The sequence below is a fragment of the Amycolatopsis sp. lyj-346 genome, from assembly GCF_046548975.1.
In the GTDB taxonomy this organism is placed as follows: Bacteria; Actinomycetota; Actinomycetes; order Mycobacteriales; family Pseudonocardiaceae; genus Amycolatopsis.
This window is the reverse complement of record NZ_JAJPWT010000001.1, coordinates 383,525-406,627: the sequence shown is the minus strand read 5'-3', so window position 1 is coordinate 406,627 and position 23,103 is coordinate 383,525. Positions and strand designations below refer to the sequence as shown.

At 71.4% G+C, this 23,103-nt stretch carries 23 protein-coding genes; 20 read left to right on the top strand and 3 right to left on the bottom strand.

Annotated elements, in window-relative coordinates:
* Positions 1-2: 2 nt before the first annotated feature.
* The 10 genes from hpt (at position 3) to folK (ending at position 9,137) form a co-directional block, all read left to right on the top strand.
* Complete coding sequence (gene hpt / locus ACLJQE_RS02005) at positions 3-554, top strand: hypoxanthine phosphoribosyltransferase (protein WP_410637186.1); 552 nt, start codon at positions 3-5, stop codon at positions 552-554.
* Positions 555-740: 186 nt separating this feature from the next.
* Complete coding sequence (locus ACLJQE_RS02000) at positions 741-1,106, top strand: hypothetical protein (protein WP_410637185.1); 366 nt, start codon at positions 741-743, stop codon at positions 1,104-1,106.
* A 23-nt stretch (positions 1,107-1,129) separates the two neighbouring features.
* Positions 1,130-2,515, top strand: a complete 1,386-nt coding sequence (locus ACLJQE_RS01995; RefSeq protein WP_410637184.1) for a hypothetical protein — start codon at positions 1,130-1,132, stop codon at positions 2,513-2,515.
* 61 nt (positions 2,516-2,576) lie between these two features.
* Positions 2,577-3,353: an ESX secretion-associated protein EspG gene (locus tag ACLJQE_RS01990; RefSeq protein WP_410637183.1), complete on the top strand. Its 777-nt coding sequence runs from the start codon at positions 2,577-2,579 to the stop codon at positions 3,351-3,353.
* A 96-nt stretch (positions 3,354-3,449) separates the two neighbouring features.
* A complete protein-coding gene (locus ACLJQE_RS01985) occupies positions 3,450-4,277 on the top strand; it encodes an ESX secretion-associated protein EspG (RefSeq protein WP_410637182.1) in 828 nt (275 codons plus the stop codon).
* 201 nt (positions 4,278-4,478) lie between these two features.
* Positions 4,479-6,881 carry an ATP-dependent zinc metalloprotease FtsH gene (ftsH, locus tag ACLJQE_RS01980; protein WP_410637181.1) on the top strand — a complete coding sequence of 801 codons (2,403 nt, stop codon included), beginning with the start codon at positions 4,479-4,481 and terminating at the stop codon, positions 6,879-6,881.
* Entirely contained in the window at positions 6,859-7,464 is a 606-nt protein-coding gene (gene folE, locus ACLJQE_RS01975; protein ID WP_410637180.1) for a GTP cyclohydrolase I FolE, read from the top strand. The genes ftsH and folE overlap by 23 nt, the downstream gene beginning before the upstream one ends.
* 35 nt (positions 7,465-7,499) lie before the next feature.
* Positions 7,500-8,297, top strand: a complete 798-nt coding sequence (gene folP / locus ACLJQE_RS01970) for a dihydropteroate synthase (RefSeq protein WP_410638281.1) — start codon at positions 7,500-7,502, stop codon at positions 8,295-8,297.
* Complete coding sequence (gene folB / locus ACLJQE_RS01965; RefSeq protein WP_086846777.1) at positions 8,290-8,649, top strand: dihydroneopterin aldolase; 360 nt, start codon at positions 8,290-8,292, stop codon at positions 8,647-8,649. Before folP ends, folB begins: the two co-directional genes overlap by 8 nt.
* Positions 8,646-9,137, top strand: a complete 492-nt coding sequence (folK, locus tag ACLJQE_RS01960; protein ID WP_410637179.1) for a 2-amino-4-hydroxy-6-hydroxymethyldihydropteridine diphosphokinase — start codon at positions 8,646-8,648, stop codon at positions 9,135-9,137. The genes folB and folK overlap by 4 nt, the downstream gene beginning before the upstream one ends.
* A 77-nt stretch (positions 9,138-9,214) precedes the next feature.
* Here the strand turns inward: folK and ACLJQE_RS01955 are convergent, their stop codons facing one another.
* Positions 9,215-10,150: a MerR family transcriptional regulator gene (locus tag ACLJQE_RS01955; RefSeq protein WP_410638280.1), complete on the bottom strand. Its 936-nt coding sequence runs from the start codon at positions 10,148-10,150 to the stop codon at positions 9,215-9,217.
* Positions 10,151-10,211: 61 nt separating this feature from the next.
* Here ACLJQE_RS01955 and ACLJQE_RS01950 point away from each other — a divergent pair, with 61 nt between their 5' ends.
* The 9 genes from ACLJQE_RS01950 (at position 10,212) to ACLJQE_RS01910 (ending at position 20,092) form a co-directional block, all read left to right on the top strand.
* Entirely contained in the window at positions 10,212-10,673 is a 462-nt protein-coding gene (locus ACLJQE_RS01950) for a DUF3180 domain-containing protein (protein ID WP_410637178.1), read from the top strand.
* 69 nt (positions 10,674-10,742) lie between these two features.
* Positions 10,743-13,187, top strand: coding sequence for a DUF6779 domain-containing protein (locus tag ACLJQE_RS01945; RefSeq protein ID WP_410637177.1), 2,445 nt, complete (start codon positions 10,743-10,745; stop codon positions 13,185-13,187).
* 289 nt (positions 13,188-13,476) lie between these two features.
* A complete protein-coding gene (locus tag ACLJQE_RS01940) occupies positions 13,477-14,580 on the top strand; it encodes a PrsW family intramembrane metalloprotease (protein WP_410638279.1) in 1,104 nt (367 codons plus the stop codon).
* Positions 14,581-14,669: 89 nt separating this feature from the next.
* Positions 14,670-15,632 carry a Rossmann-like and DUF2520 domain-containing protein gene (locus ACLJQE_RS01935; protein WP_410638278.1) on the top strand — a complete coding sequence of 321 codons (963 nt, stop codon included), beginning with the start codon at positions 14,670-14,672 and terminating at the stop codon, positions 15,630-15,632.
* On the top strand, positions 15,629-16,540 hold the full coding sequence (panC, locus tag ACLJQE_RS01930; RefSeq protein ID WP_410637176.1) for a pantoate--beta-alanine ligase: 912 nt from the start codon (positions 15,629-15,631) through the stop codon (positions 16,538-16,540). The genes ACLJQE_RS01935 and panC overlap by 4 nt, the downstream gene beginning before the upstream one ends.
* Positions 16,541-16,549: 9 nt before the next feature.
* The gene (panD, locus tag ACLJQE_RS01925; RefSeq protein ID WP_086853279.1) at positions 16,550-17,047 is read left to right on the top strand and encodes an aspartate 1-decarboxylase; all 498 of its coding nucleotides are present in this window, start codon (positions 16,550-16,552) and stop codon (positions 17,045-17,047) included.
* 5 nt (positions 17,048-17,052) lie between these two features.
* Positions 17,053-17,829, top strand: coding sequence for a type III pantothenate kinase (locus ACLJQE_RS01920; protein WP_410637175.1), 777 nt, complete (start codon positions 17,053-17,055; stop codon positions 17,827-17,829).
* Between the two features lie 258 nt (positions 17,830-18,087).
* A complete protein-coding gene (lysS, locus tag ACLJQE_RS01915; protein WP_410637174.1) occupies positions 18,088-19,596 on the top strand; it encodes a lysine--tRNA ligase in 1,509 nt (502 codons plus the stop codon).
* A gap of 145 nt (positions 19,597-19,741) precedes the next feature.
* Positions 19,742-20,092: a histone-like nucleoid-structuring protein Lsr2 gene (locus tag ACLJQE_RS01910; RefSeq protein WP_020641935.1), complete on the top strand. Its 351-nt coding sequence runs from the start codon at positions 19,742-19,744 to the stop codon at positions 20,090-20,092.
* Positions 20,093-20,230: 138 nt separating this feature from the next.
* On the opposite strand, the gene ACLJQE_RS01905 is transcribed toward ACLJQE_RS01910, so the two are convergent.
* Positions 20,231-21,061: a DUF6597 domain-containing transcriptional factor gene (locus ACLJQE_RS01905; RefSeq protein ID WP_410637173.1), complete on the bottom strand. Its 831-nt coding sequence runs from the start codon at positions 21,059-21,061 to the stop codon at positions 20,231-20,233.
* Positions 21,062-21,125: 64 nt separating this feature from the next.
* Here ACLJQE_RS01905 and ACLJQE_RS01900 point away from each other — a divergent pair, with 64 nt between their 5' ends.
* Positions 21,126-21,707, top strand: a complete 582-nt coding sequence (locus ACLJQE_RS01900; protein WP_410637172.1) for a TIGR03086 family metal-binding protein — start codon at positions 21,126-21,128, stop codon at positions 21,705-21,707.
* Between the two features lie 295 nt (positions 21,708-22,002).
* On the opposite strand, the gene ACLJQE_RS01895 is transcribed toward ACLJQE_RS01900, so the two are convergent.
* On the bottom strand, positions 22,003-22,827 hold the full coding sequence (locus tag ACLJQE_RS01895) for a (2Fe-2S)-binding protein (protein ID WP_410637171.1): 825 nt from the start codon (positions 22,825-22,827) through the stop codon (positions 22,003-22,005).
* Between the last annotated feature and the right edge of the window lie 276 nt (positions 22,828-23,103).

The following is a 23,103-nucleotide window of genomic DNA, read 5'->3' as shown; positions in this document are numbered from 1 at the left end:
CCGTGTACGAGGGCGAAATCGCCTCCGTGCTCGTCACCGAGCAGCAGATCAAGGACAAGATCGCGGAGTTGGCGGAGCAGATCGCCGCCGACTACCCGGCCAACGGGCAGGGCGAACTCCTGCTGGTGGGCGTCCTGAAGGGTGCGGTCATGTTCATGACCGACTTCGCCCGTGCGCTGCCGCTGCCGACGCAGCTGGAATTCATGGCCGTCTCCTCCTACGGGTCGGCGACGTCGTCGTCCGGCGTCGTGCGGATCCTCAAGGACCTCGACCGCGACATCGCGGGCCGGGACGTCCTGATCGTCGAGGACATCGTCGACTCCGGCCTGACGCTGTCCTGGCTGCTGAAGAACCTCGCGAGCCGCAACCCCGCGTCGCTCGAGGTCGTTTCGCTGCTGCGCAAGCCGGAAGCGGTGAAGGTGGACGTGCCGGTGAAGTACATCGGCTTCGACATCCCCAACGAGTTCGTCGTCGGCTACGGCCTCGACTACGCCGAGCGGTACCGGGACCTGCCCTACATCGGCACCCTGGACCCGAAGGTCTACACGGCGTAGTCCGTCGCGCGGGGGCTCCGGGTGGCGGAGCCCCCGGGGTTGTCACCGACCGTTCACCGCAACTACCGGATTCGCGGAACCCCGGCTTCGCCGTTTGCGTCATAGGCTCTGATCACGTGCGTTAACCTATGCGAAGACCAATCGTGCCCGCGGTGAACCGGGTCGGGGGAACGGGAGAGAGTGCAGATGGCGAACAGCAGCACTGCCGACGCGAACGCCTTCAAGGCCGCGGCCGCGGCGGGTCAGGTCGGGATCGACCCTGACGCCGCGCAGGCCGTGCTGAACAAGATCCGCACCGGCAAGGACGCGGTCGAGGCCCTGCTCAACGGCGCGGGCACGCTCGCCCAGCCGCCGAAGCTCGGCGACAACCCGGTCGGCAACGCGATGGCCGCGAAGTTCGTGCAGCGCGCGGACGGCGGGGGCGACTCCTACGCCGCCGCGCTGCAGAACCTGCTCGACCAGTACTCCGCCGCCGAAGAGGGCATCGTCACGGCGATGTCCCGGTACCACGAGATCGACCAGGCCGCGGCCGACCCGTTCCGCAACGCCTGAGTCCAGAGGGGGATTTCGTAGTCATGGCTCCGAACCACACCGACCAGCCGGCCGCGACCGACCCGGGCTCGCTGGTCCCGCTCGGCGACAACGCGGCGTCGCAGAACATCGTCGAGAGCGCCCGCGGCCGTTCCGACGGCTTCGACATGGGCAGCGACCGCGCGATCGCCGACCCGCCGAACTGGAACAACCAGGACAGCCAGCAGCTGTTCGACGGTGCGACCCAGAACAACGACCCCGGCACGGCCACCGCCACCGGGCACGTCTGGGCGCGCCACGGCAACGAGCTGAAGCAGGCGTCCGACCACCTGTACAACGCGATCGCCGAGCTGGGCAACGCGTGGGTCGGCAAGGGTGCCGCGGGTGCGCAGGGCGCGCTGGTGGCCATCGCCAACTCCGGTTCGCAGGCCTCCGAAGCCGCGCACACGATGTCCGACCGGCTCGCCCGGCAGGCCACCGCGGCCGAGCAGGTCAAGAAGATGCCGCCGCCCCAGAACTACGACCCGAAGCAGGCCATGGCGGCCGCGCTGGCGGGCGGCCCGGCGGCGCTGGCCGCCGACCAGAAGGCGCAGTTCGACGCGGCCAACGACGTCAAGGCGCAGCAGGTCGCGTTCTTCAACGCCTACACCGAGGCGATGAGCGAGGTCGACAGCTCGACCCCGAGCTTCGGCCCGGAGTCGCTCGGCATGAAGCCGACGGCGTCGCACAACGCCATCTCGTTCAACGCGGTGCACAGCGTCGGCAGCACCGGCCCGGTCGAGGGGCTCTCCGGTGCCGGTGGCGCGGTCTTCGCCTCCGGCGGCTCGGGCTTCGGCGGCCACGGCGCGTTGGGCGCGCACCACGCCGGCGTCGGGCCGAACGGCGTCCACGGCGGCGTCCCGGGGGCCGGCTTCGGCCCGGACGCGGCGACGCTCGGCAGTGACGGCGCCGGCGGCGGCTCGGTCGCGGGTGCGGGCACCGGCGCGGGCCACGTCGCCCCGGGCGGCGGGCAGCCCGGCGGCAGCAACCCGCTCGGCAAGATCGGCATGGGCCTCGGCCTCGGCGGCGTGGCGGGCGGCCTCGGCGCGCTGGCGTCGCGGGCGCTGGGCTCGGGCAGCAAGTCCGGCGCGAAATCGGAGAACGACACGAGCCTCGCGGCGGCCGAAGGCCAGGGCCAGAGCGCCGCGTCGGCCCAGGCGCCGCAGCAGGGCGTCGTCTCGTCCGCGGGCACCATCGGCGGGCAGACCCCGCCGCCGATGAGCCCGGGCATGGGCGGCATGGCCCCGCAGGGTGCCCAGGGCGAGCCGGACGAGGAGCACACGCACGCGTCCTTCCTCATCGAGGCGGACCCGGACGAGGCCTTCGGCGCGAACCAGGCGACCCCGCCGCCGGTCATCGGCGCGTGGTCCGGGGACGACGACGACCGCTGATCCTTTTCGGGCCGGGCACGCTCACGGCGTGCCCGGCCCGGTTTCTCTTGGGGGTGGCTCGATGCCGAACGCTGAGCTGCTCACCCCGGTCGAGGTGGACTTCCTGTGGGAGTCGGCCGGGCTGGGCGAGCTGCCGTACCCGCTGCGCATCCGTTCGCACGGCGCGACCGTCGACGAGCGGGCGATGCTGCGCCGCCGCACGCTGGAGGGGCTCACCGCGCGCGGGCTCGCCGACGGCCGCGGCCGGCCGGAGCCGCACGTCGAGGACTACTTCGGCGTGCTGGCGAGCCCCGAACTGAGCCTGGACGCGGTCCAGCTGATCGCCCCGGAGGCCGAGCCGCTGCTCGCGATCGCCGGCGTGCTGGGCGGCCAGGGCCTGCTGGCCGTGCAGGACACCCGCGGCCTGCACCTGCAGCCGTGCCCGGCGGACGGGCTCGCCAGTGCGATCGTGTCGCTGCTGCCGGGTGGCCCGCGCGGCACCGAGAAGTCGGTCACGGTCCCGCTGGAGCAGCTGACCGGCGGCGACTTCCTGCAGCGCCGCGGCAACGGCGACGAGCGCGCGTCGGCCGACGAGGACCGCAAGGCGCTGGCCCGGCTGCAGGCCCAGCCGCGGCTGCGCGGCGGCCAGATCGGCGCCAACGCCCGCAGCAGGCTGGGCGGGCGCACCCGCACACCGGTCCTGAGCTGGTTCGACACCGAGACCGGCCGCTACTTCACCCAGGCCAGCCGCGGCCGCGACGGCCGGGACTGGATCACCATCGCCCCCGCCGACGCCGCCACACTGCGTCACCGCCTCGGCGAGATGCTCGCGGGCGCCGCGACGACCAGCGCGGTCTGAGCCCGGTTCTCCGGACGTGCCCAGCTCGCCACCGGAACGATCCGGTTTTGTCGGTGCCGCGGGCTACGCTGGGCAAGAGTCCGATCCGGGAGAGTAATGATGCAAGAGTTCTTCTCGCCACTGGCGTTCGACTTCCTCTGGGAGTCGGCGCGGGTCGGGGAGCTGCCGTACCCGCTGATCGTCCGGTCGCACGGCGCGACCGAGAACGAGCGCGTGTCGCTGCGTCACCGCATCGACGTCGAGCTGAAGGCGCGCGGCATCCGCGAACCACGCGGCAGGCTCGCGCCGCCGATCGAGGACGCGCTGCACCTGCTGGCCTTCGCCCCGCTGACCATCGACGCGCTGCACATCCCGCAGTTCGAAGCCCCGACGGTCGGCGTCCTCGCGGCGGCCGACGAGACCAAGGGCGTGCTCGCGGTCCAGGACGCCCGCGGGATCTGGCTGCGGGACGTCCCGCCGGACGGCCTGGTCTCCGCCGTCGTCGGGGTGCTGCCCGCCGGCCCGCGCGGCAGCGAGGCGTCGGTCACACTCCCGCTGGACGACGCCCTGCGCACCGCGCCGATCCGGGTGCCGGTGTCGCTGCCGTCCTCGCCGGGTGAGGAAGAAGACAAGCGCCGGGGCAAGCCGCGCCGTGCCCCGCTGAGCGAACGCCTCACGGCCGACCCGCGCGAGGCGTACGGCCGCATCTCCGGGCAGCCCCGGCTGCGCGGCGGTCAGCTGGCCGCGAACAGCCGTTCGCAGGTCGGAGCCAAGCAACGGTCCCGCGTGCTGGCCTGGTTCGACACCGCGACCGGGCGCTACCTGAGCCTCTCCCGCGCAGGTACGGACGGCCGTGAGTGGGTCACCGTGGCCCCCGCCGACCCGGCGACGCTGCGGACCCGGCTGGGCGAGATGGTGAGCAGTGTGTCGGACGGCACGCGCTAGCGTGACCGGCACGGATGCGGGCCGGGAACCCAGGCGCGGTATCGCCCGTTGACCTGCGAGAGGCTCACAGGCGATGAACGCGGCAGCGGACGGTACCCTGATGAGCAGGTGTCCAGGCACCACGGGTTGTCAAGATCGTGATGGCGGGTATCACAGGAGCCGCCCAACCAGGGAGGGTCGAGGCCACCAGGGCCGAGTCGTATGAACCGGAAGAGCCTGCTCAGGAACCCACTGCTGTGGATCGTCGCGGGGTTGCTGGCGTTGTTCGCGTACAACACGATCTTCGACAGTGATCGTGGGTACACCCAGGCACCCATCTCGGTGGCGAACTCCCAGATCACCTCGAACAACGTCAAGGAAGCCAGTCTCGAGGACAAGGAACAGCAGCTCAAGCTCCTGCTGGCCAAGCCGATCGACGTCGACGGCCAGCAGGTCACCCAGATCATTTCGCAGTACCCGGCGGACGCCACCCGCCCGATCTACGACTCGTTGATCGCGGCGAAGGCAGGCGGCCAGCCGATCAAGTTCACCACCAAGGTGACCCAGCAGGGCGTGCTGACGCAGATCCTCATCTTCGCCATCCCGCTCGCCCTCGTCCTGGGCCTGCTGATGTGGATGATGAACAACGCGCAGGGCGGCGGCAACCGCGTCCTCAACTTCGGCAAGTCCAAGGCGAAGCAGCTGAACAAGGACATGCCCAAGACGACCTTCGGGGACGTCGCGGGTGCCGACGAGGCCGTCGAAGAGCTGTACGAGATCAAGGACTTCCTGCAGAACCCGGCGCGCTACCAGGCGCTCGGCGCGAAGATCCCGAAGGGTGTGCTGCTCTACGGGCCGCCGGGTACCGGTAAGACGCTGCTCGCGCGGGCCGTCGCCGGCGAGGCCGGCGTGCCGTTCTACACGATCTCCGGCTCGGACTTCGTCGAAATGTTCGTCGGTGTCGGTGCGTCGCGGGTGCGTGACCTGTTCGAGCAGGCCAAGCAGAACGCGCCGTGCATCATCTTCGTCGACGAGATCGACGCGGTCGGCCGCCAGCGCGGCGCCGGCCTCGGCGGCGGGCACGACGAGCGCGAGCAGACCCTGAACCAGCTGCTCGTCGAGATGGACGGCTTCGACGCCCGCGGCGGGATCATCCTGATCGCGGCGACGAACCGGCCGGACATCCTCGACCCGGCGCTGCTGCGCCCCGGCCGGTTCGACCGGCAGATCCCGGTGTCCGCACCCGACCTGCGCGGCCGCAAGGCGATCCTCGAGGTGCACGCCAAGGGCAAGCCGATCGCCCAGGGCACCGACCTGACGAGCCTGGCCAAGCGGACCGTCGGCATGTCCGGCGCCGACCTGGCGAACGTGCTCAACGAGGCCGCGCTGCTCACCGCCCGCAAGAACGGGCACGTGATCGGGGACGTCGAACTCGAGGAGTCGGTCGACCGCGTCGTCGGCGGCCCGGCCCGCAAGAGCCGGATCATCTCCGAGAAGGAGAAGAAGATCACGGCCTACCACGAGGGCGGGCACGCGCTCGCCGCGTGGGCGATGCCGGACATCGAACCGGTCTACAAGCTGACGATCCTGCCGCGCGGCCGCACGGGCGGGCACGCGCTGCTCGTCCCCGAGGACGACAAGGACCTGATGACCCGCTCCGAGATGATCGGGCGGCTGGTCTTCGCGATGGGTGGCCGCACGGCGGAGGAGCTCGTCTTCCACGAGCCCACCACCGGCGCGTCGTCGGACATCGAGCAGGCGACGAAGATCGCCCGCGCGATGGTCACCGAGTACGGCATGAGCGCCCGGCTCGGCGCGGTCAAGTACGGCCAGGAGCAGGGCGACCCGTTCCTCGGCCGCTCGGCCGGGCGGCAGGCGGACTACTCGCTGGAAGTGGCGCACGAGATCGACGAGGAGGTGCGCAAGCTCATCGAGACGGCGCACACCGAGGCGTGGCACGTGCTCAACACCTACCGCGACGTGCTCGACGAGCTGGTCATCGAGCTCCTGGAGAAGGAGACGCTGACCCGCAAGGACCTGGAGCGGATCTTCGCGACGGTCGAGAAGCGCCCGCACATCACCGTGTTCAACGAGTTCGGTGAGCGGACCCCGTCGGACAAGCCGCCGATCAAGACCCCGGGCGAGCTGGCGATGGAGCGCGGGGAGCCGTGGCCGCCGCCGGAGAAGGAGAAGCCGGTCCTGAAGCCGGAGCCGACCCCGGTCGGCACCGCCCAAGGCGCGGGCGACCTGCCGGGCGGTCCGCCGTACCCGTCGCCATCGCCGGTCGACCCGAACGCGAACCCGTACGCCCCGCCGCAGCCGGGTGCCTACCCGAACGGCGGCCGTCCCTACGGCGGCCCGAACGGCGGCCCCAACGGCACGGCGCACTGGCCGCAGGCCTACGGCGGCCAGCCGGGCGGTCCGGCAGGCCAGAGCGGCCCGCCGAACTACGGTGCCCCTCCGGGCTGGACGCCCGCGACCTCGCCGGGCGGTCAGCCGGGCCAGTCGTGGCGGCCCGGTGGTGAAGAACGCCCTCGTGAGCACGGCTGGTTCGCCGACCAAGCCGGCAACCAGCAGAGCGAGGGGGAGCGTCGTGACGTGGATGGACCAGACAAGCCCAAGTGACGCCGACCGCCCGGTCTTCGACCACGACCGGGCGGAAAAGGCGATCCGCGAGCTCCTCTTGGCGTGCGGCGAAGACCCGGAGCGGGAGGGTCTCAAGGACACTCCCGCCCGGGTCGCCCGTGCGTACCGCGAGATGTTCGCGGGCCTGTACACCGAGCCGGACTCGGTGCTGGACCGCACCTTCGACGAGTCCCACGAAGAGCTCGTGCTGGTCACGGACATCCCGATGTACAGCCAATGTGAACACCATTTAGTGCCATTCCACGGCGTCGCGCACGTCGGGTACATCCCGAACGCCGCCGGGAAGGTCACCGGGCTGTCCAAGCTCGCCCGGCTCGTCGATCTCTACGCCAAGCGCCCCCAGGTTCAGGAGCGGCTGACCTCCCAGGTCGCCGATGCGCTCGTGCGGAAGCTCGACCCTCGTGGCGTCATCGTCGTCATCGAGGCCGAGCACCTCTGCATGGCCATGCGCGGGATCCGCAAGCCCGGCGCCCGCACCACCACCTCCGCCGTGCGCGGGCAGCTGAAGACCTCGCCGTCGTCGCGGGCGGAGGCGCTCGATCTCATCAAGGCGCGCCGGTGAGCGTGGGGCTTCCCGCGCCCGGCCGGTGCGTGGTGATGGGCGTGCTGAACGTGACGCCGGATTCCTTTTCGGACGGTGGCCGCTACCTCGGGCCCGACCAGGCGCTGGAGCACGCGCGTGAAATGTGGGCGCGTGGGGCCGATCTGATCGACGTCGGGGGCGAGTCGACGCGGCCGGGGGCGTCCCGGGTGGACGCCGCCACCGAACTGCAGCGTGTCCTGCCGGTGATCAAGACGCTGGCCGCCGAAGGGATGGCGCTGTCGGTCGACACCACGCGGGCCGGCATCGCCGCCGCGGCGGTCGAGGCGGGGGTGCACGTCATCAACGACGTCTCCGGCGGGCTGGCCGATCCGGACATGGCACGCGTCGCCGCCGAGGCCGGTGTGCCGTGGGTGCTGATGCACTGGCGGGGACACAGCAAGGACATGCAGGCGCTCGCCGAGTACGGGGACGTCGTGGCCGACGTGCGGGCCGAACTGATGTCCAGGGTGGACGCGGCGCTCGCGGCCGGCGTGGCCGAGAGCGCCATCGTGCTGGACCCCGGGCTTGGTTTCGCGAAGAACGCCGAGCACGACTGGGCGTTGCTGCGCGGGCTGGACTCGTTGCTCTCGCTCGGTTTCCCGGTGCTCGTCGGTGCTTCGCGCAAGAGGTTCCTCGGCCGTCTGCTGTCCGAAAAGGACGGGACGCCGCGGCCGCCGGACGGCCGGGAGGACGCCACCGCCGCGGTCTCCGCGCTCGCCGCGGCGGCCGGGGCCTGGGGTGTGCGGGTGCACGAGGTCGGGGCTTCACTGGACGCGGTCGCGGTGGCCGCCGCTTGGAGGACGGATGGCTGACCGGATCACGCTGACCGGCTTGCGTGTGTTCGGGCGCCACGGCGTGTTCGAGCACGAGAAGCGGGACGGCCAGGAGTTCGTCGTCGACGTCACGGTGTGGCTGGACCTCGGACCGGCCGCCGCGTCCGACGACCTGACCAAGACCCTGCACTACGGCGAGCTGGCCGAGCTGGCGGCGGGGATCGTCGCGGGCGAGCCGTACGACCTGATCGAGAGTGTCGCGGGCAAGATCGCCGACGAGGTGCTGCGCGACGAGCGGCTGAGCGCGGTCGAGGTGACGGTGCACAAGCCGTCGGCGCCGATCCCGCTGACCTTCGACGACGTCGCCGTGACGGTCCGGCGCGACCGGTGAGCCGGGCCGTTCTCTCCCTCGGTTCGAACCTGGGCGACCGGCTCGGCTTCTTGAAGCTGGCGCTCGACGCCGTGCGGCCCGCGCTGGTCGCCGTGTCGGGCGTCTACGAGACCAAGGCGTGGGGCGTCGAGGACCAGCCGGACTTCCTCAACGCCGTGTGCGTCGTCGACGACCCGGCGCGGGACCACTGGGCGTGGCTGCGCACCGGTCAGGCGGCCGAGCAGGCCGCCGGCCGGGTCCGCGAGCTGCGCTGGGGCCCGCGGACCCTGGACGTCGACGTGGTGACGGTGGACGGCGTGACGTCCGACGACCCGGAGCTGCTGCTGCCGCACCCCGGGACGCCGGACCGCGCGAGCGTGCTGGTGCCGTGGGCGGAGATCGACCCGGACGCGGTGCTGCCCGGGCACGGCCCGATCGCCGCGCTGCTCGCCGCCCGGCCGGCGGACGAGGTCGCCACGGTCCGCCGCACCGATTTCGCACTCGGCTGATCGCACTCGGCTGACTCAGTCAACCCCCGGCCGCCACGTATCGCCGAACTGCCGTCCCGGCTCGGCGACAGGGAGGGTCAGCCGCGCAGGGCCGCGACCATGAATCGGACCGCGGGCTGGGCCGTCGGCACCGGGGGCCAGCCGTTGATGGTCGCCAGCAACTGCCAGTAACGCTCGGCCCGCGGGTCGCCGCTCGTCTCGAACCGGTCCGCCATCTCCGCGCGGAACTCCGCCGACGACGGGTCCTGGTCGGGGCGGGCGGTCGCCGCAGCGATCTCCGTCGCAAGCGTTTGCCCCACCTCCGACGTGGGCGAATCGCCGGCTGCCGCGGCCGCTTCGGCGCGTGACATCCAGCTGGGCCAGTTCTGCTGCCAAGCCTCCGAGGGCTGCTGGAACTCGCCTTCTTGGATCTGCCGGGCCTGCGTTTCGCTCATCTGGCGGATCAAGGCCCGGAACTCCGGGTCCTGCACCAGCTCGGCGAACTCGATCCAGGCCTCCAGCTGCTCGGGCGACGGGTCGTCGGGCAGCTCGGGCTTGCCCGAGCGCATCCGCTGGTAGAACTCCTGGTCCACGTCGAGTCCCGCGACCATTTCGTCCCAGAATTCGTCGACCAGCCGCTTGCGCTCCTCGTCGGACATCGACGCGAGACGGTTCATCAGCTTCACTTCCTCCAGTTCGGAATCACGTTTGGCCACCGCGCGCAGCACCGCCCGGCGCAGCCGCAGCCGCCGGATCTGCTCGTCGAGCGCCTCGACGTGCCGGGTCGCCAGCTCGCCGACGGTCGTCGACCTCGTCAAGGCGGCCGAGACGTCGGCGAGGCCGAGCCCCAGCTCCCGCAGCGTGCGGACCAGCTCCAGCCGGGCCATCGCCGCCGCGTCGTAGAGCCGGTAGCCGGCGTCCGTCCGCTCGGTCGGGGGCAGCAGGCCTTCGTCCGAGTAGAAGCGGATGGTCTTGACCGGGAGGCCGGTCCGCCGGGCCAGCTCGCCGATGGTGAAGGTCGCGGTGGTTCCCACAAAACGCATGATGAACTCTCCAGTCGGTGGAGAGTCAACTCTTCCACGGTACGGTTGAGGCATGCACTTCACCCGGCCACGTGATCTTGCTGTCGCCGGGCTGCTCGGCCTGGGCCTCGGCTACCTGCTCTTCCAGACGGCCTACGGCTCGCTGCCGCAGCTGCCGCTGCTCGCCGGCGTCACGTTCGCCGTGCTGGCCGTGATCGAGGCCGGGCTCGCCTTCTCGATCCGCTCGCGCATCAAGAACGGCCGGGTGGTCGGCCCGATCGGGGTAGCCCGATCGGTGGCCCTCGCCAAGGCTTCGTCACTCGCTGGCGCGTTCATGGCGGGTGCCTGGCTCGCGGCGCTCGCCTATCTTTTCCCCCGACGTGACGAACTCGTCGCCGCGGTGCTCGACACGCGCGCGGCGGCCGTCGGCACGGTGTCCGCCGCGGCCCTGGTAGCAGCGGCTTTGTGGCTGGAACACTGCTGCCGGACCCCGCAGGACCACGATCGGGAGCGCACCCGCGGGACGACCGGTTAGCGCTGGAATCCTGCCGCTCGTTGGACCGAGTAGGTCTCGTTCGGATTACGAGCAGGTACGGTGTCAGTCATGACTGGCGTGGGTGACGACTCGCGCGGCCGCCTCTTGGGCAGGCCGTGGCTCGTTGTCGGCTTCGTTCTCGCCATCGGAGCCACCCTCGCACTCGTGCTCAGCGAGGACCTCCGCTATCTCCGGCTCGGGATCGTCGCGGCCCTCTGGGCCGCCCTGATCGGCGCATTCCTCGCCGTGAGGTACCGCAAGCACGCGGCACAGAGCGAGGACGCGGTCGCCGAGGCACAGGCTGTGTACGAGCTGGAGCTGGAACGCGAGATCGCGGCCCGGCGCGAGTACGAACTGGAGATGGAAGCGGAGAACCGGACGGTCGCTGATTCGCGCGGCCGCGAGGAACTGGAGGCGCTGCGCGCCGAGGTTTCCGCGCTGCGCGACAGCCTCCAGTCGCTGTTCGGCGGCGAGGTGCTGCTCGAGCGCGTCGCGCTGACCGCGCAGGCGACCCGGATGCGCAAGGTGTCCGACGAGAACCGCATGATCCCCGACAACGCGCCGAAGAAGAAGCCCGCCCAGCTGATGGCCGGGAAGAAACCGGTGGTCGACAGCGGCGAGCGGCCGACCGAGCTGATCGACCGCGTCCTCGACGAGCGCCGCCGCAAGGCGTCGAACGGGAAGCCCGCGAACGGCAAGGGCCTCGGCAAGGGCAAGGGTTTCGGCGGCAAGCCGGTCCCGAAGACCCCCGCGAACGTCTCCGTGCAGAGCACCCAGCAGATGGCCCGGCCGAAGCCGCTGAGCGAGCGCCGTCCGCCGGTGCCGCCGGTCGACCCGGCGCTGAACGCGGCGCAGCGCGAGCTGAAGGCCGCGGAGCTGCGGGCCGAGGCGGCCCGCCGCCAGGCCGAGTCGCAGCCGATGCGGCTGCCGAAGCAGGACGAAGTCGCGAAGCAGCCCGAGCGCCGTCCGGAGGCCGCCGCCGAGCCGACGCGCCGGGACGTGCCGCGGCCGGACCCCAAGACCGAGATCCGCCGCCCGGCGGAGCCGAAGACCGAGATCCGGCACCCGCAGGAGCCGAAGACGGAGATCCGCCGTCCCGAGCCGCCGCCCGCGCGCCGGGCCGAGATGTCGCGGTCGGACATCCGGCCCGTCGAGGTGTCGCGTTCGGACATCCCGCGGGTGGAGATGTCGAGGCCCGACATCCCTCGCGTCGAGATGTCGCGTCCGGACATCCCGCGCGTCGAGGCGCCACGGCCGGACCGGCCGCGGCCCGAAGCGCCGCGGCCGAACGTCCCGCGCGGCGAAGCGTCGCGTACGGATATCCCGCGGGTGGAGATGTCGCGTCCGGATATTCCGCGGGTCGAGATGTCCCGGCCGGACATCCCGCGCGTGGAGATGTCGAGGCCCGACATCCCGCGGGTGGAGATGTCGCGTCCGGACATTCCCCGGGTCGAAATGTCCAGGCCGGACATTCCCCGGGTGGAGATGTCGCGTTCGGACATCCCGCGGGTCGAAATGTCCAGGCCGGACATTCCGCGGGTCGGTGGCCAGCCGAACGGTGGCCAGCCGAACGGCGTGCGGCCCGACCCCCGCAAGGCTCCCGAGCCGCCGCGGCCGGCGCCGGGGCGTCCGGCGGGCAACGTGCCGCCGCCGAAGCCGTCGGAGATGTCGCGTTCGGACATCCGGCCGGTCAAGGACCTGAGCGCGGCCTTCCAGAACCGCGACGACTTCGCCGAGCGTCAGCGGCCGAACCGCCCGCAGCCGCCCGAGCCGAAGCCGGCGCGGCCGCCGATGCCGCGGGACGCCGCGGCGTCCCGCACCGACCTGCCGCCGGTCGCACCCCCGACGACGCCGGTGCCGAGCAAGCCGCGGCAGCAGCCGTCGCGCACGGACCTGCCCCCGGTGGTGCCGCCGACCACGCCGGTCCCGGCCGCCGACGGTCGCCGCCCGTCGCGGCTGGAGCAGTTCTCGCGGGCCGACATGTCGCCGATCCTCGAGGAGCCGCCGTCCCGCCACGGTGGTTCGCACCGCGCGCCGGCGGAGGCCGAGATGCCGCCGGCGAACCCGACGTTGCCGGAATCGGTCCGCAACTTCCAGGGCCGCTCCGGCGGCCGCCGCCGCAAGCCGGAGGACTCGCAGCAGATGCCGGCGGTCCCGGCGGCACCGGAGCCACCGGGCGGAGGCCGTCGCCGCCGCCCGGACGGCGAGCCCCCGGCCTGGGAGGGCATGGTCGCCGAACGGGCGTCGATGTCCCGCCGCGGCATGGCCCCGGTCGACCCGGCGGAGGTCGAGCAGCAGCAGAACGCCCACAACGGCAACGCCCACAACGGCAACGCCCACAACGGCAACGCCCACAACGGAGCCCACAACGGAGCCCACAACGGCCACCGAGCAGCCCCCGAGCCGGCCCCGGGCAGCGGTTCCCACGCGGCGGGCCGTTCGGTGAGCGAGCTCCTGGCCGCCAACGGCGGCACAGCCGCAACCCCCCGCCGCCGCCGGCGCGCGGAGGACTGACCAGCCCCGACCCCACGTCCCAGGCGCCCCAATGTGGCCTTGGTTGCGTTCAACGCACCGAAGGCCACCTTGGGTGCGTTGGACGCACCGAAGGCCACATTGGGTGCGTTGGACGCACCGAAGGCCACATTGGGGCGCTTGCATGGGCCTGATGCTCGGCGTGGGCGGTGCGCGAGAGGCAAGGCGGCATTCCGGTCTTTCCGGCCTCTGCGTAGGGTGACCCGCTGTGAGCGGAACCCTCTCGCCCGCGACGGGACTTGATCGCGGACGGCGGCCTCGCCGGGTCACCGTGCTGCTGCCGGTGTTCGGGCTGATCGTGGTGGCCCTGTGCGGCCTGTTCCTGTTCGGGCTCGCCACCGCGCGGGTCGGGCCCCTTGCCGTCACCATCGGCGTTCTCGCCGCGCTCGTGCCCGTGGCCGGCGTGGTCGCCGGGTTCCTCTGGGTCGACCGGTGGGAGCCCGAGCCCGCCAAATTCCTGCTGCTCGCCTTCGCCTGGGGTGCCTGCATCGCGACCATCACCGCGCTGCTCATCAACACCACCGCCGAGGCCGTCGGGGACGAGCTGCTCGGCAGCGGCCACGGCAACACCGTCGCCGCGCTCGTCTCGGCTCCCGTTGTCGAGGAGGCCGCGAAGGCCCTCTTCGTCGTGCTCATCCTCTGGCGGAGCTCCAGCGAGTTCGACGGCGTCGTGGACGGGGTCGTCTACGCCGGGTTCAGCGCCGCCGGGTTCGCCTTCACCGAGAACATCTACTACTTCGGGCGGGCGTTCGCCGACTACGGCTTCGGTGACGGGCACAGCCAGGGCGTCATCACCGCCTTCTTCCTGCGTGGCGTTCTCGCGCCCTTCACGCACCCGCTGTTCGCCGTGCTCACCGGCATCGGGATCGGCATCGCCGCGCGGACGACCGTCAAGGCGCTGAAGATCGTCGCGCCGGTCGCCGGGTACCTCGCCGCCGTGTGCCTGCACGCGCTGTGGAACAGCGCCGCGCTGCTCGGCGGGTCGAAGTTCCTCACCGTCTACTTCCTGATCATGCTGCCGCTGTTCCTCGGCGTCGTCTACATGGTCGTCCTGCAGCGGAGGCGGGAGCAGCGGATCATCGCCGCCGCGCTGCCGCACATGGCCGCGGCGCGGTGGATCGCGCCGTCGGAGGTCGACCTGCTGGCCAGCCTGCCCGGCCGCCGCGCGTGGCGCCGCCAGGCGAAACGGCAGTCCGGAAAGCAGGCCGCGAAAGCCGTCGCCGTCTACCAGGCGAGCGTGACGGAGCTCGCGTTCCTCGACCGGCACCGGCTCACCAGCGACACCGACAAGCGGCGGCAGCAGGAGCTGCTGCGCACCCTGAAGGCCGCCCGCGCGGAGGCGACGCGCCTCGCCGACGAGGCCGCCCGCGGGTGAACCGGTCCGGGTGAAGCTCGTCACCCGGGCTCAACGGTTCGCGCTCAATCGAGTTAGTCTCGCGCCGTCGTCCGGTACCCGTAACGGGACTGGAACGAGAGCAGAGGGAGTCTGCCAACCATGAGCGTCCACAGGCGCACGCCATGACGAGGCCCGCTCGCCTCGCGGTCGGCGTCGTTTCCGCCGGCCGGGTGGGCAGCGTGCTCGGCGCCGCGCTGGCCCGGGCGGGACACACGGTGGTCGCCGCGTCCGGACTGTCCGCTTCGTCGCTGGCCCGTGCCGAACGCCTCCTCCCCGACGTGCCCCTCCTGCCGCCCGACGAAACCGTCCGCCGGGCGGACCTCGTGCTGCTCGCCCTCCCCGACGACGCGCTCGCCGGGATGGTCCGCGGGCTCGTCGCCACCGGGTCGCTGCGGCCCGGCCAGATCGTCGTGCACACCTCCGGCGCGCACGGCATCGGCGTCCTGGCCCCCGCGGCCGAGGCCGGGGCCCTGCCGCTCGCCCTGCACCCGGTGATGACGTTCACCGGCCGCGAGGAGGACCTCGAGCGGCTGGCGGCGTGCAGCATCGGCGTCACGGCGGCCGAGGACGACGAAGCGGCGTGGAACGTCGGCGAAGCGCTGACCGTCGAGATGGGTGCCGAGCCGGTGCGGATCCCCGACTCCGCGCGAGCGCTCTACCACGCTGCGTTGGCCCACGGCGCAAACCACCTGATGGCGCTGGTCGCCGACTGCGCGGACCTGTTGCGCCAAGCCGGAATCGGGCAATCCGAACGCCTGGTCGCACCGCTGCTGTCGGCGGCATTGGATAATGTGCTGCGACACGGCGACCGCGCCCTCACCGGCCCGGTCGCGCGTGGCGACCTCGGCACCGTCCGCAAGCACCTCGCGGTGCTGGCGGACCGGGCGCCGGACGTGGCGCCGGCCTACCGCGCGCTGGCCAAGCGCACGGTGGCGCGTTCGCTCGCAGCAGGAGTGCTGCAGGACACCGCGGCCGCCAAAGACCTCACCGAACTCCTCGACGATCCCGCCGAAGGGCACCAAGACCAGTGACCACACCGAAATTCAGCCGCGGCACCCTCAACGCGTTCTCCTCGCCCGAGCACGTGAGCCAGGTCAGCCGGGCGTTGCACGGCGTCGGCCGCAAGCTGGCGCTCGTGCCGACCATGGGCGCGCTGCACGCCGGGCACCGCGAGCTGATCCGCCGCGCGAAGCGGCTCCCGAACACCGTCGTGGCCACCTCGATCTTCGTGAACCCGCTGCAGTTCGGCGCGGGCGAAGACTTCGAGGCCTACCCGCGGCCGTTGGAGGCCGACCTCGACATCCTGCGCGAGGACGGCATCGAAATCGCGTTCACGCCCGGCGCGGACGCCCTCTACGCCGAGGGTGCCGCGGTGACCGTGCACCCGGGCCCGCTCGGCGACGAGCTGGAAGGCGCCGTCCGGCCCGGCCACTTCGCCGGCGTGCTCACCGTCGTGGCGAAGCTGTTCAACCTGCTCCGCCCGGACTACGCCTTCTTCGGCGAAAAGGACTACCAGCAGCTGGTGCTGATCAAGCGGATGGTGCGCGACCTGAACATCGACACGCGCGTCATCGGCGTGCCGACCGTGCGGGAGCGTGACGGGCTCGCGTTGTCGTCGCGCAACGTCTACCTGACGCCTGAACAGCGCGAAGACGCCATCGTCCTGTCGGCCGCCCTCACCGCGGGGGCGTTCGTCGGCCGGGACGGTGCGGCCGCGGTCCTCGAGACCGCGTGGAAGACCCTCGCCGCGCGGCCCGCGGTCGAGGTGGATTACCTCGAGTTGAGGGGAACCGACCTCGGGCCCGCGCCCGTCGACGGTGAGGCACGACTGTTGATCGCGGCCCGGGTGGGGAGTACCCGGCTGATCGACAACGTTCCGGTGTTGCTCGGTGCTTCGGTAGATCACCCGGCGCACCCGGAGCGGGACGCAGGGGAATAGGAGTCCACGATGTACCGCACGATGCTCAAGTCGAAGATCCACCGGGTCACCGTGACCCAGGCCGACCTGCACTACGTCGGTTCGGTGACGGTCGACGAGGACCTGATGGAGGCCGCGGACCTGCTGCCGGGGGAACAGGTGTCCATTGTGGACGTCACCAACGGGGCGCGGCTGGAGACCTACGTCATCAAGGGCGAACGCGGCAGCGGGGTGCTCGGCATCAACGGCGCCGCGGCGCACCTGGTGCACCCGGGTGACCTGGTGATCCTCATCTCGTACGGCCAGATGGACGACGCCGAAGCGGCGACGTACCAGCCGCGCGTGGTGTTCGTCGACGCGGACAACCGGATCGTCCACCGGCACACCGACCCCGGCCACGCGCCGGAGGGCTCCGGGCTGCTGTCCGGCACGGTGACGCTGCCGCCGGACGAGGAGACGGCCGTCTTCCCGGTCGCCGAGACGGCGGACGCCCGCCGCCTCGACGCGTTGCTGCACGCGGAAAGCTGACCCGCTTGCTGCTCACCGTCGACGTCGGCAACACGAACATCGTCCTGGGACTGTGGTCCGGCCAGGAGCTCGTGGGTGACTGGCGCATGCGCACGGACGCGCGCATCACCGCCGACGAGCTGGCGTTGACGGTCCGCGGGCTGCTCGGCCCGCACGCGGACGCGGTGTCCGGGATCAGCGCGTTGTCGACGGTGCCGGCGGTGCTGCGCGAGCTGCGCGTGATGCTCGGCCGGTACTACGCCCGGGTCCCGAAGATCGTGGTCGAGCCGGGTGTGCGCACGGGGGTGGCGCTGCTGGTGGACAACCCGAAGGAGGTGGGCGCGGACCGGCTGGTGAACACGCTGGCCGCGCACCACCTCCACCGCACGGCGTGCGTGGTGGTCGACTTCGGCACGTCGACCAACGTGGACGCGATCTCGGCCCGCGGCGAGTTCCTGGGCGGCGCGTTCGCCCCCGGGATCGAGATTTCGGTGGACGCGCTGGCGTTGCGCGCGGCGGCGTTGCGGAAGGTCGAGCTGGTCCCGCCGCGCTCGGTGATCGGCAAGAACACGGTGGAGTGCCTGCAGTCCGGGATCCTGTACGGCTTCGCGGGCCAGGTGGACGGCCTGGTGCGCCGGATCGTCCGGGAGCTTTCCCCCGGTGGCGCGGAACCGGTGGCGGTGCTGGCGACGGGCGGCCTGGCGCCGCTGGTGCTCGGCGAGTCGGAGACGATCACCGACCACGTGCCGGAGCTGACGCTGCTCGGCTTGCGGCTGGCGTACGAGCGCAACATCCGCGGCTGAGCGAAATTCCTCCGAGCCGAATTCCTCAGCGCCGCCGCGCAAACAGGAGGCTCTCCGCGGTGCGCCGTTGCACATGGCGAAACCGGTCGCCTTCGCACGGCTCGAACGCCGGGGCAGGCGGAACAGATCCCGGCGCGGCTGCCGAAGGAAGAAGCGCGCTGATGCCGGAGGGATCGCTCACCCGGCCCAGGCTAATGGACGGAAAGGTAAAGGTAATCCGGTTGGCGTAGCGGTCGGCGGGGTTCGTACCCTATGGCCATGACCGAAAACCCCGCTTCCACCAGCGAGCCCGCCGAAGACGAACTGCCCGAGCAGATGCGGGTGCGCCGGGAGAAGCGCGACCGGATCCTTGCGGAGGGTATCGATCCTTACCCGGTGGAGGTACCTCGGACGCACTCGCTCGCCGATGTGCGCGCCGCACATTCCGGGCTGCCCGCCGACACCGCCACGGGCGAGCAGGTCGGCGTCACCGGCCGGGTGATGTTCCTGCGCAATACGGGCAAACTGTGCTTCGCGAGCCTCCGTGAGGGCGACACCGAACTGCAGGCGATGATCAGCCTGGCGAAGGTCGGCGAGGACGCGCTGGCGGCGTGGAAGTCCGACGTCGACCTCGGCGACCACGTGTTCGTGCAGGGGGAGGTCATCACGTCCAAGCGCGGCGAGCTTTCGGTGATGGCCGACGCCTGGCGCATCACGTCGAAGGCGCTGCGCCCGCTGCCGACCGCGCACAAGGAGCTGGCCGAGGAAACGCGGATCCGCCAGCGCTACGTCGACCTCATCATGCGCCCGCGCGCGCGGGACGTCGTGCGCACGCGCGCCGGCGTGGTCCGGTCGCTGCGGGAGTCGTTCCACCGCCGCGGGTTCACCGAGGTCGAGACGCCGATGCTGCAGACGCTGCACGGCGGCGCCGCGGCCCGCCCCTTCGTCACGCATTCCAACGCGTTCGACATGGAACTCTTCCTGCGGATCGCGCCGGAGCTCTACCTCAAGCGCTGCGTTGTCGGCGGCATCGAGAAGGTCTTCGAGATCAACCGCAACTTCCGGAACGAGGGCAGCGACTCTTCGCACTCGCCGGAGTTCGCCATGCTCGAGTACTACGAGGCCTACGCCACCTACGACACGAACGCGGTGATGACCCGCCAGCTGATCCAGGAGGCCGCGCAGGCGGTGCTGGACACCCAGGTCGTCACCCTGCCGGACGGTTCGGAGTACGACCTGTCCGGCGAATGGACCACGCTCGGAATGTACGAGTCGTTGTCCGATTCCCTCGGCGAAGAGGTGACGCCGGAGACTCCCGCCGCCAAACTCCTCGGATTCGCGCAGGCCAGGGGCCTGGAAGTGGATCCGAAGCTCGGGCACGGGAAGCTCGTCGAGGAACTGTGGGAACACCTCGTCGGAGATCACCTGCACGCCCCGACGTTTGTCCGTGATTTTCCGCTGGAGACGTCGCCATTGACGAGGCAGCACCGCTCGCGGCCGGGGGTGGCCGAGAAGTGGGACCTCTACGTGCGCGGATTCGAACTCGCCACCGGATACTCCGAGCTGGTCGATCCGGTCGTCGAACGGGAACGCCTCACCGAACAGTCGCTGCTGGCCGCGCAGGGCGATAGCGAAGCCATGCGGCTCGACGAGGATTTCCTGCGTGCCCTGGAGTACGGAATGCCGCCGAGCGGTGGCGTCGGAATGGGTATCGACCGGCTCCTGATGGCGCTGACCGGCCTCGGTATCCGGGAGACGATCCTCTTCCCGCTGGTGCGGCCGGAATAACCCGGCCGTGTGAGGATAGCTGCCGGTTATGGCAATGAGATTTGCGCTGCACTGCAGAAGCGGGTACTAATGTTCTAGACAAAGTCTTCTGTCCCGGGGCTTGCCCCGTACCAGATCATTGAGTAAGCCCCGCAGGAGGAATCGGATGGCACAGAAGGTGCTCGTCTCGCTGGTCGACGACCTCGACGGCAGTGAGGCGGAAGAGACCGTCGAGTTCGGTTTGGACGGAGTCAGCTACCAGATCGATCTCTCCTCGGAAAACGCCGAGGAGCTGCGGGACGCACTCGCTCAGTATGTCGAGCACGCGCGTCGTGCGGGTGGTCGCAAGCGCGCTTCGGTCCGTCCCGTCGCGGGTAAGGGTTCGGCTCGTCCGGCCGCCGTCGACCGCGAGCAGAACCAGGCCATCCGGTCGTGGGCGCGCAAGAACGGTTACGCGGTTTCCGACCGCGGCCGCATCCCCTCCGAGGTCGTCGAGGCCTACCACAAGAAGAACTGACGATTGTTCACGTCGCCGCTGCGCAGGCCGGCCGCGGGGCGCTGACCAGCAGCTGGCCGTGCAGGGGCGGGTGGCTAATCTCGTTGAAGCGGGGTTTCCGGCAGTGGCCGCCGGGCGATTTTCGCCCGGCGGCTTTCTTCATGTCCGATCGCTGTCCGGTTCCCGTTCGGGGGTGGCGCCGGCGGTTCGGGCGTACTCGGCGGGGGACTGACCGGTCACGGTCCGGAAATCGCGGATGAAGTGAGACTGGTCGCTATAGCCCAGTCGAACCGCCAGACCGGCGTAATCCGGATCTCCTTCGGTGACGAGCCGCTGCGCTGCGTCATTGAGGCGGTATATCCGGATCGCCCACTTGGGCGGGCAGCCGACGTGTTCGGCGAACACCCGCTGGATGGACCGGGTGGTTAGTCCAGTATCCGCACACAGTTGCGCCACCCGGGTAATTCCCGGATCCCGCGCGATTGATTCCACTGCCTCGGCGGCCGCCCGTGCGGCCGGGGGCAGCCGCCCGTGATTTGCGATCAGCAACTTGTCGATCGCACCGGTCATTTGCGCATCATCGCCCGCTGTCTGCACCGATTCGGTGGCCGTCACCGCCGCCGGTCCGAAAACGTCGGTGAGTGGGACGGCCCGGTCGGCGATGTCACGCACCGGGCCGTCGAGGAACGCTCGGAAGGTGCCCGGCCGGAAACGCACGCCCAAGCCCTGGACGTGCCCCGCCAGCCGGTGCGAAAAGACGTCGCGGGCCGGGCCGTACACGCCGGAGGCGCCGGGGAAGAACGTGACGTGGACCGAGAGGTTCGGCAGCACCCGCTGCTCGTGTGGTGGTTTGCCGCGCAGGTCCCAGCGCAGGATCCAGTGGTATTCGACGAATTCGGCGAGTTCCGGCGCGGGTGGGTGCCGGGTCAGCGTGAACATCGTGCGCGCGGTGGCCTCGGCCACGATGCCGCGGGGGATCCGGTGCGTCACGGGTTCACGCTAGCTGTCGCGTTCGTTCAAGACGCCTCGGTCGCGGGAAGCTTGGATCGACGGCATGACTGCTTCCCTGCTGCGCCCCGCCGCGGCCGAATTCCTCCGGATCGCGGGTGCGGTGTCCGACCTGGCGGCACCCACCCCGTGCGCGGAGTACGACGTCCGCGCGCTGCTCAACCACCTCCTGTACTGGGGTCCGCGGCTCGTCGCCGCGGGTCGGCGCGAGGACCCGCCGTCACCGGGCGGGGGCGAGGCGGAGGCGGCGCTGGTGACCGGCGACTGGCGCGCGGACCTGGAGAAGCAGACGGAGACGCTGGTGGAGGTGTTCGGGACACCGGCGGCGTGGACGGGCACGACGGCGCTGGGGTCGGCACCGATGCCGTCGGCGACGGTGGGCGCGATGGTCCTCGACGAGTTCGTGCTGCACGGCTGGGACCTGGCCCGGGCGAGCGGCCAGCAGTGCGCCTACGCCCCCGAAGCGGCGACCGCGGTGTACGAGTTCGCGGTGGCGATGGGCGACCAGGCCCGGTCGATGGGGGTGTACGGGCCGGTCGTGGCGGTGGCCGCGGATGCGTCGCCGCTGGAGCGGGCGCTGGGTGCCGCCGGACGGGACCCAGCCTGGAGTTGTCCCCAAGTGGGCTGAGGTGTGGACAACTCCCCTCCGCCGGCGGCGATCGGCACGGCTTGCTCGGCCGCCTTCGCTGGAACCCTGCCCTGATCTCCTAGCTCGCCCCATGCGCCCCAATGTGGCCTTCGGTGCGTTGAACGCACCGAAGGCCACCTTGGGTGCGTTGGGCGCACCGAAGGCCACATTGGGTGCGTTGAGCCAGCGCTGCGGCGCGCAGCGTCTCCGTTGAGGGGTGGCCGGCCGTGGCTGCGGATGCGGCGCCGCTGGAGCAGGCGCTGGGTGCCGCCCGGGCGGGATCCGGGCCGGCGGGCTACCGCGAGCAGGTGCGCGGGCAGCCGTCGCACTCCGTGGCCGATGGCAGCAGGTACGAGAAACAGCAGCTCTCCCGCCGCCGCGTCCACTCGCGGTGGCCGTCCGGGCCCTCCGCCAGGCGCAACGTCGATGCCGACGTCAGCGGGGGGTACCGCTCGTCGAGCACCAGTGCCGCGTCCGCCACGCCCGCGCCCTCCGCCTCCGGCGTGCCACCCTGGCGGCCGGCCCACCACAGCGAGTTCTCCAGCGCGTCCGTCGCCGCTGCCCACAGGGTGCGGCGGCCGAGCCTGCTCAGCGGGGTGTACGCGCGGACGAACTGGGTCGCGTGAGCCAGGTAACGCGCCCGCAGGACTGCCGCCAGTGCCCGCTCGTCGCGGACCACCGTCGCCTCCGGGCGGGCCGAGCCCGGGTCCGTCGGGAGGCAGTGGAACGCGTCACCCAAGACGGCCATGCCGTCCGGGTGGGGGCGGTCGTCGGCCAGGCGGAACGCCAGCTCCGACGGCTTCAGCGACGGCACCCGGCGCTCGTGGTGCCACAGCAGGGCGCCGACGTACGCCGGGACCTGCAGGTACCACGTCATCACCCAGCTGGCCGTGGTCCGCGGCGGCGTTGCGTCGTGCTCGCGCAACAGCCAGTCACCGAGCAGGCCGCGCCACTCGTCGAAGTACCCGGGCGTCTCCAGCAGCTCCGAACAGCGGATCCAGCCCGCCGGCACGTCCCGGCGCAGCTCACTGCGGTCCTGACGGCCGGAGACCCGCCGCAACGACGACGCGAGGCCGTCGCCGACCTCGCGTGCGTCACGGAAGGACCGCTGCTGGTTCAACCGCGGCCCTCCTCGAAGCGCCGTAGTGGATCGTTGGTGATTAGGCGTGCCTAACCTTACAGACTTCGGGGAGTTGCGCCAATCGGGTGGGGCACTCCCAGCTTGCGGACTGTTCGCGGTGAGCGGACAGGGCGCGGATGGCGGAATCCGGGTGGCCGCTCGCACGTTGGGCTTGACGTAAAGGTGCAGGGCAACCTGATGATGGGAGCACCCGGAAGATGCCACGTCCGGGTGCGGAAATGACCGCCGACAGCCGTAGTGGTACGCCAGCGCGAC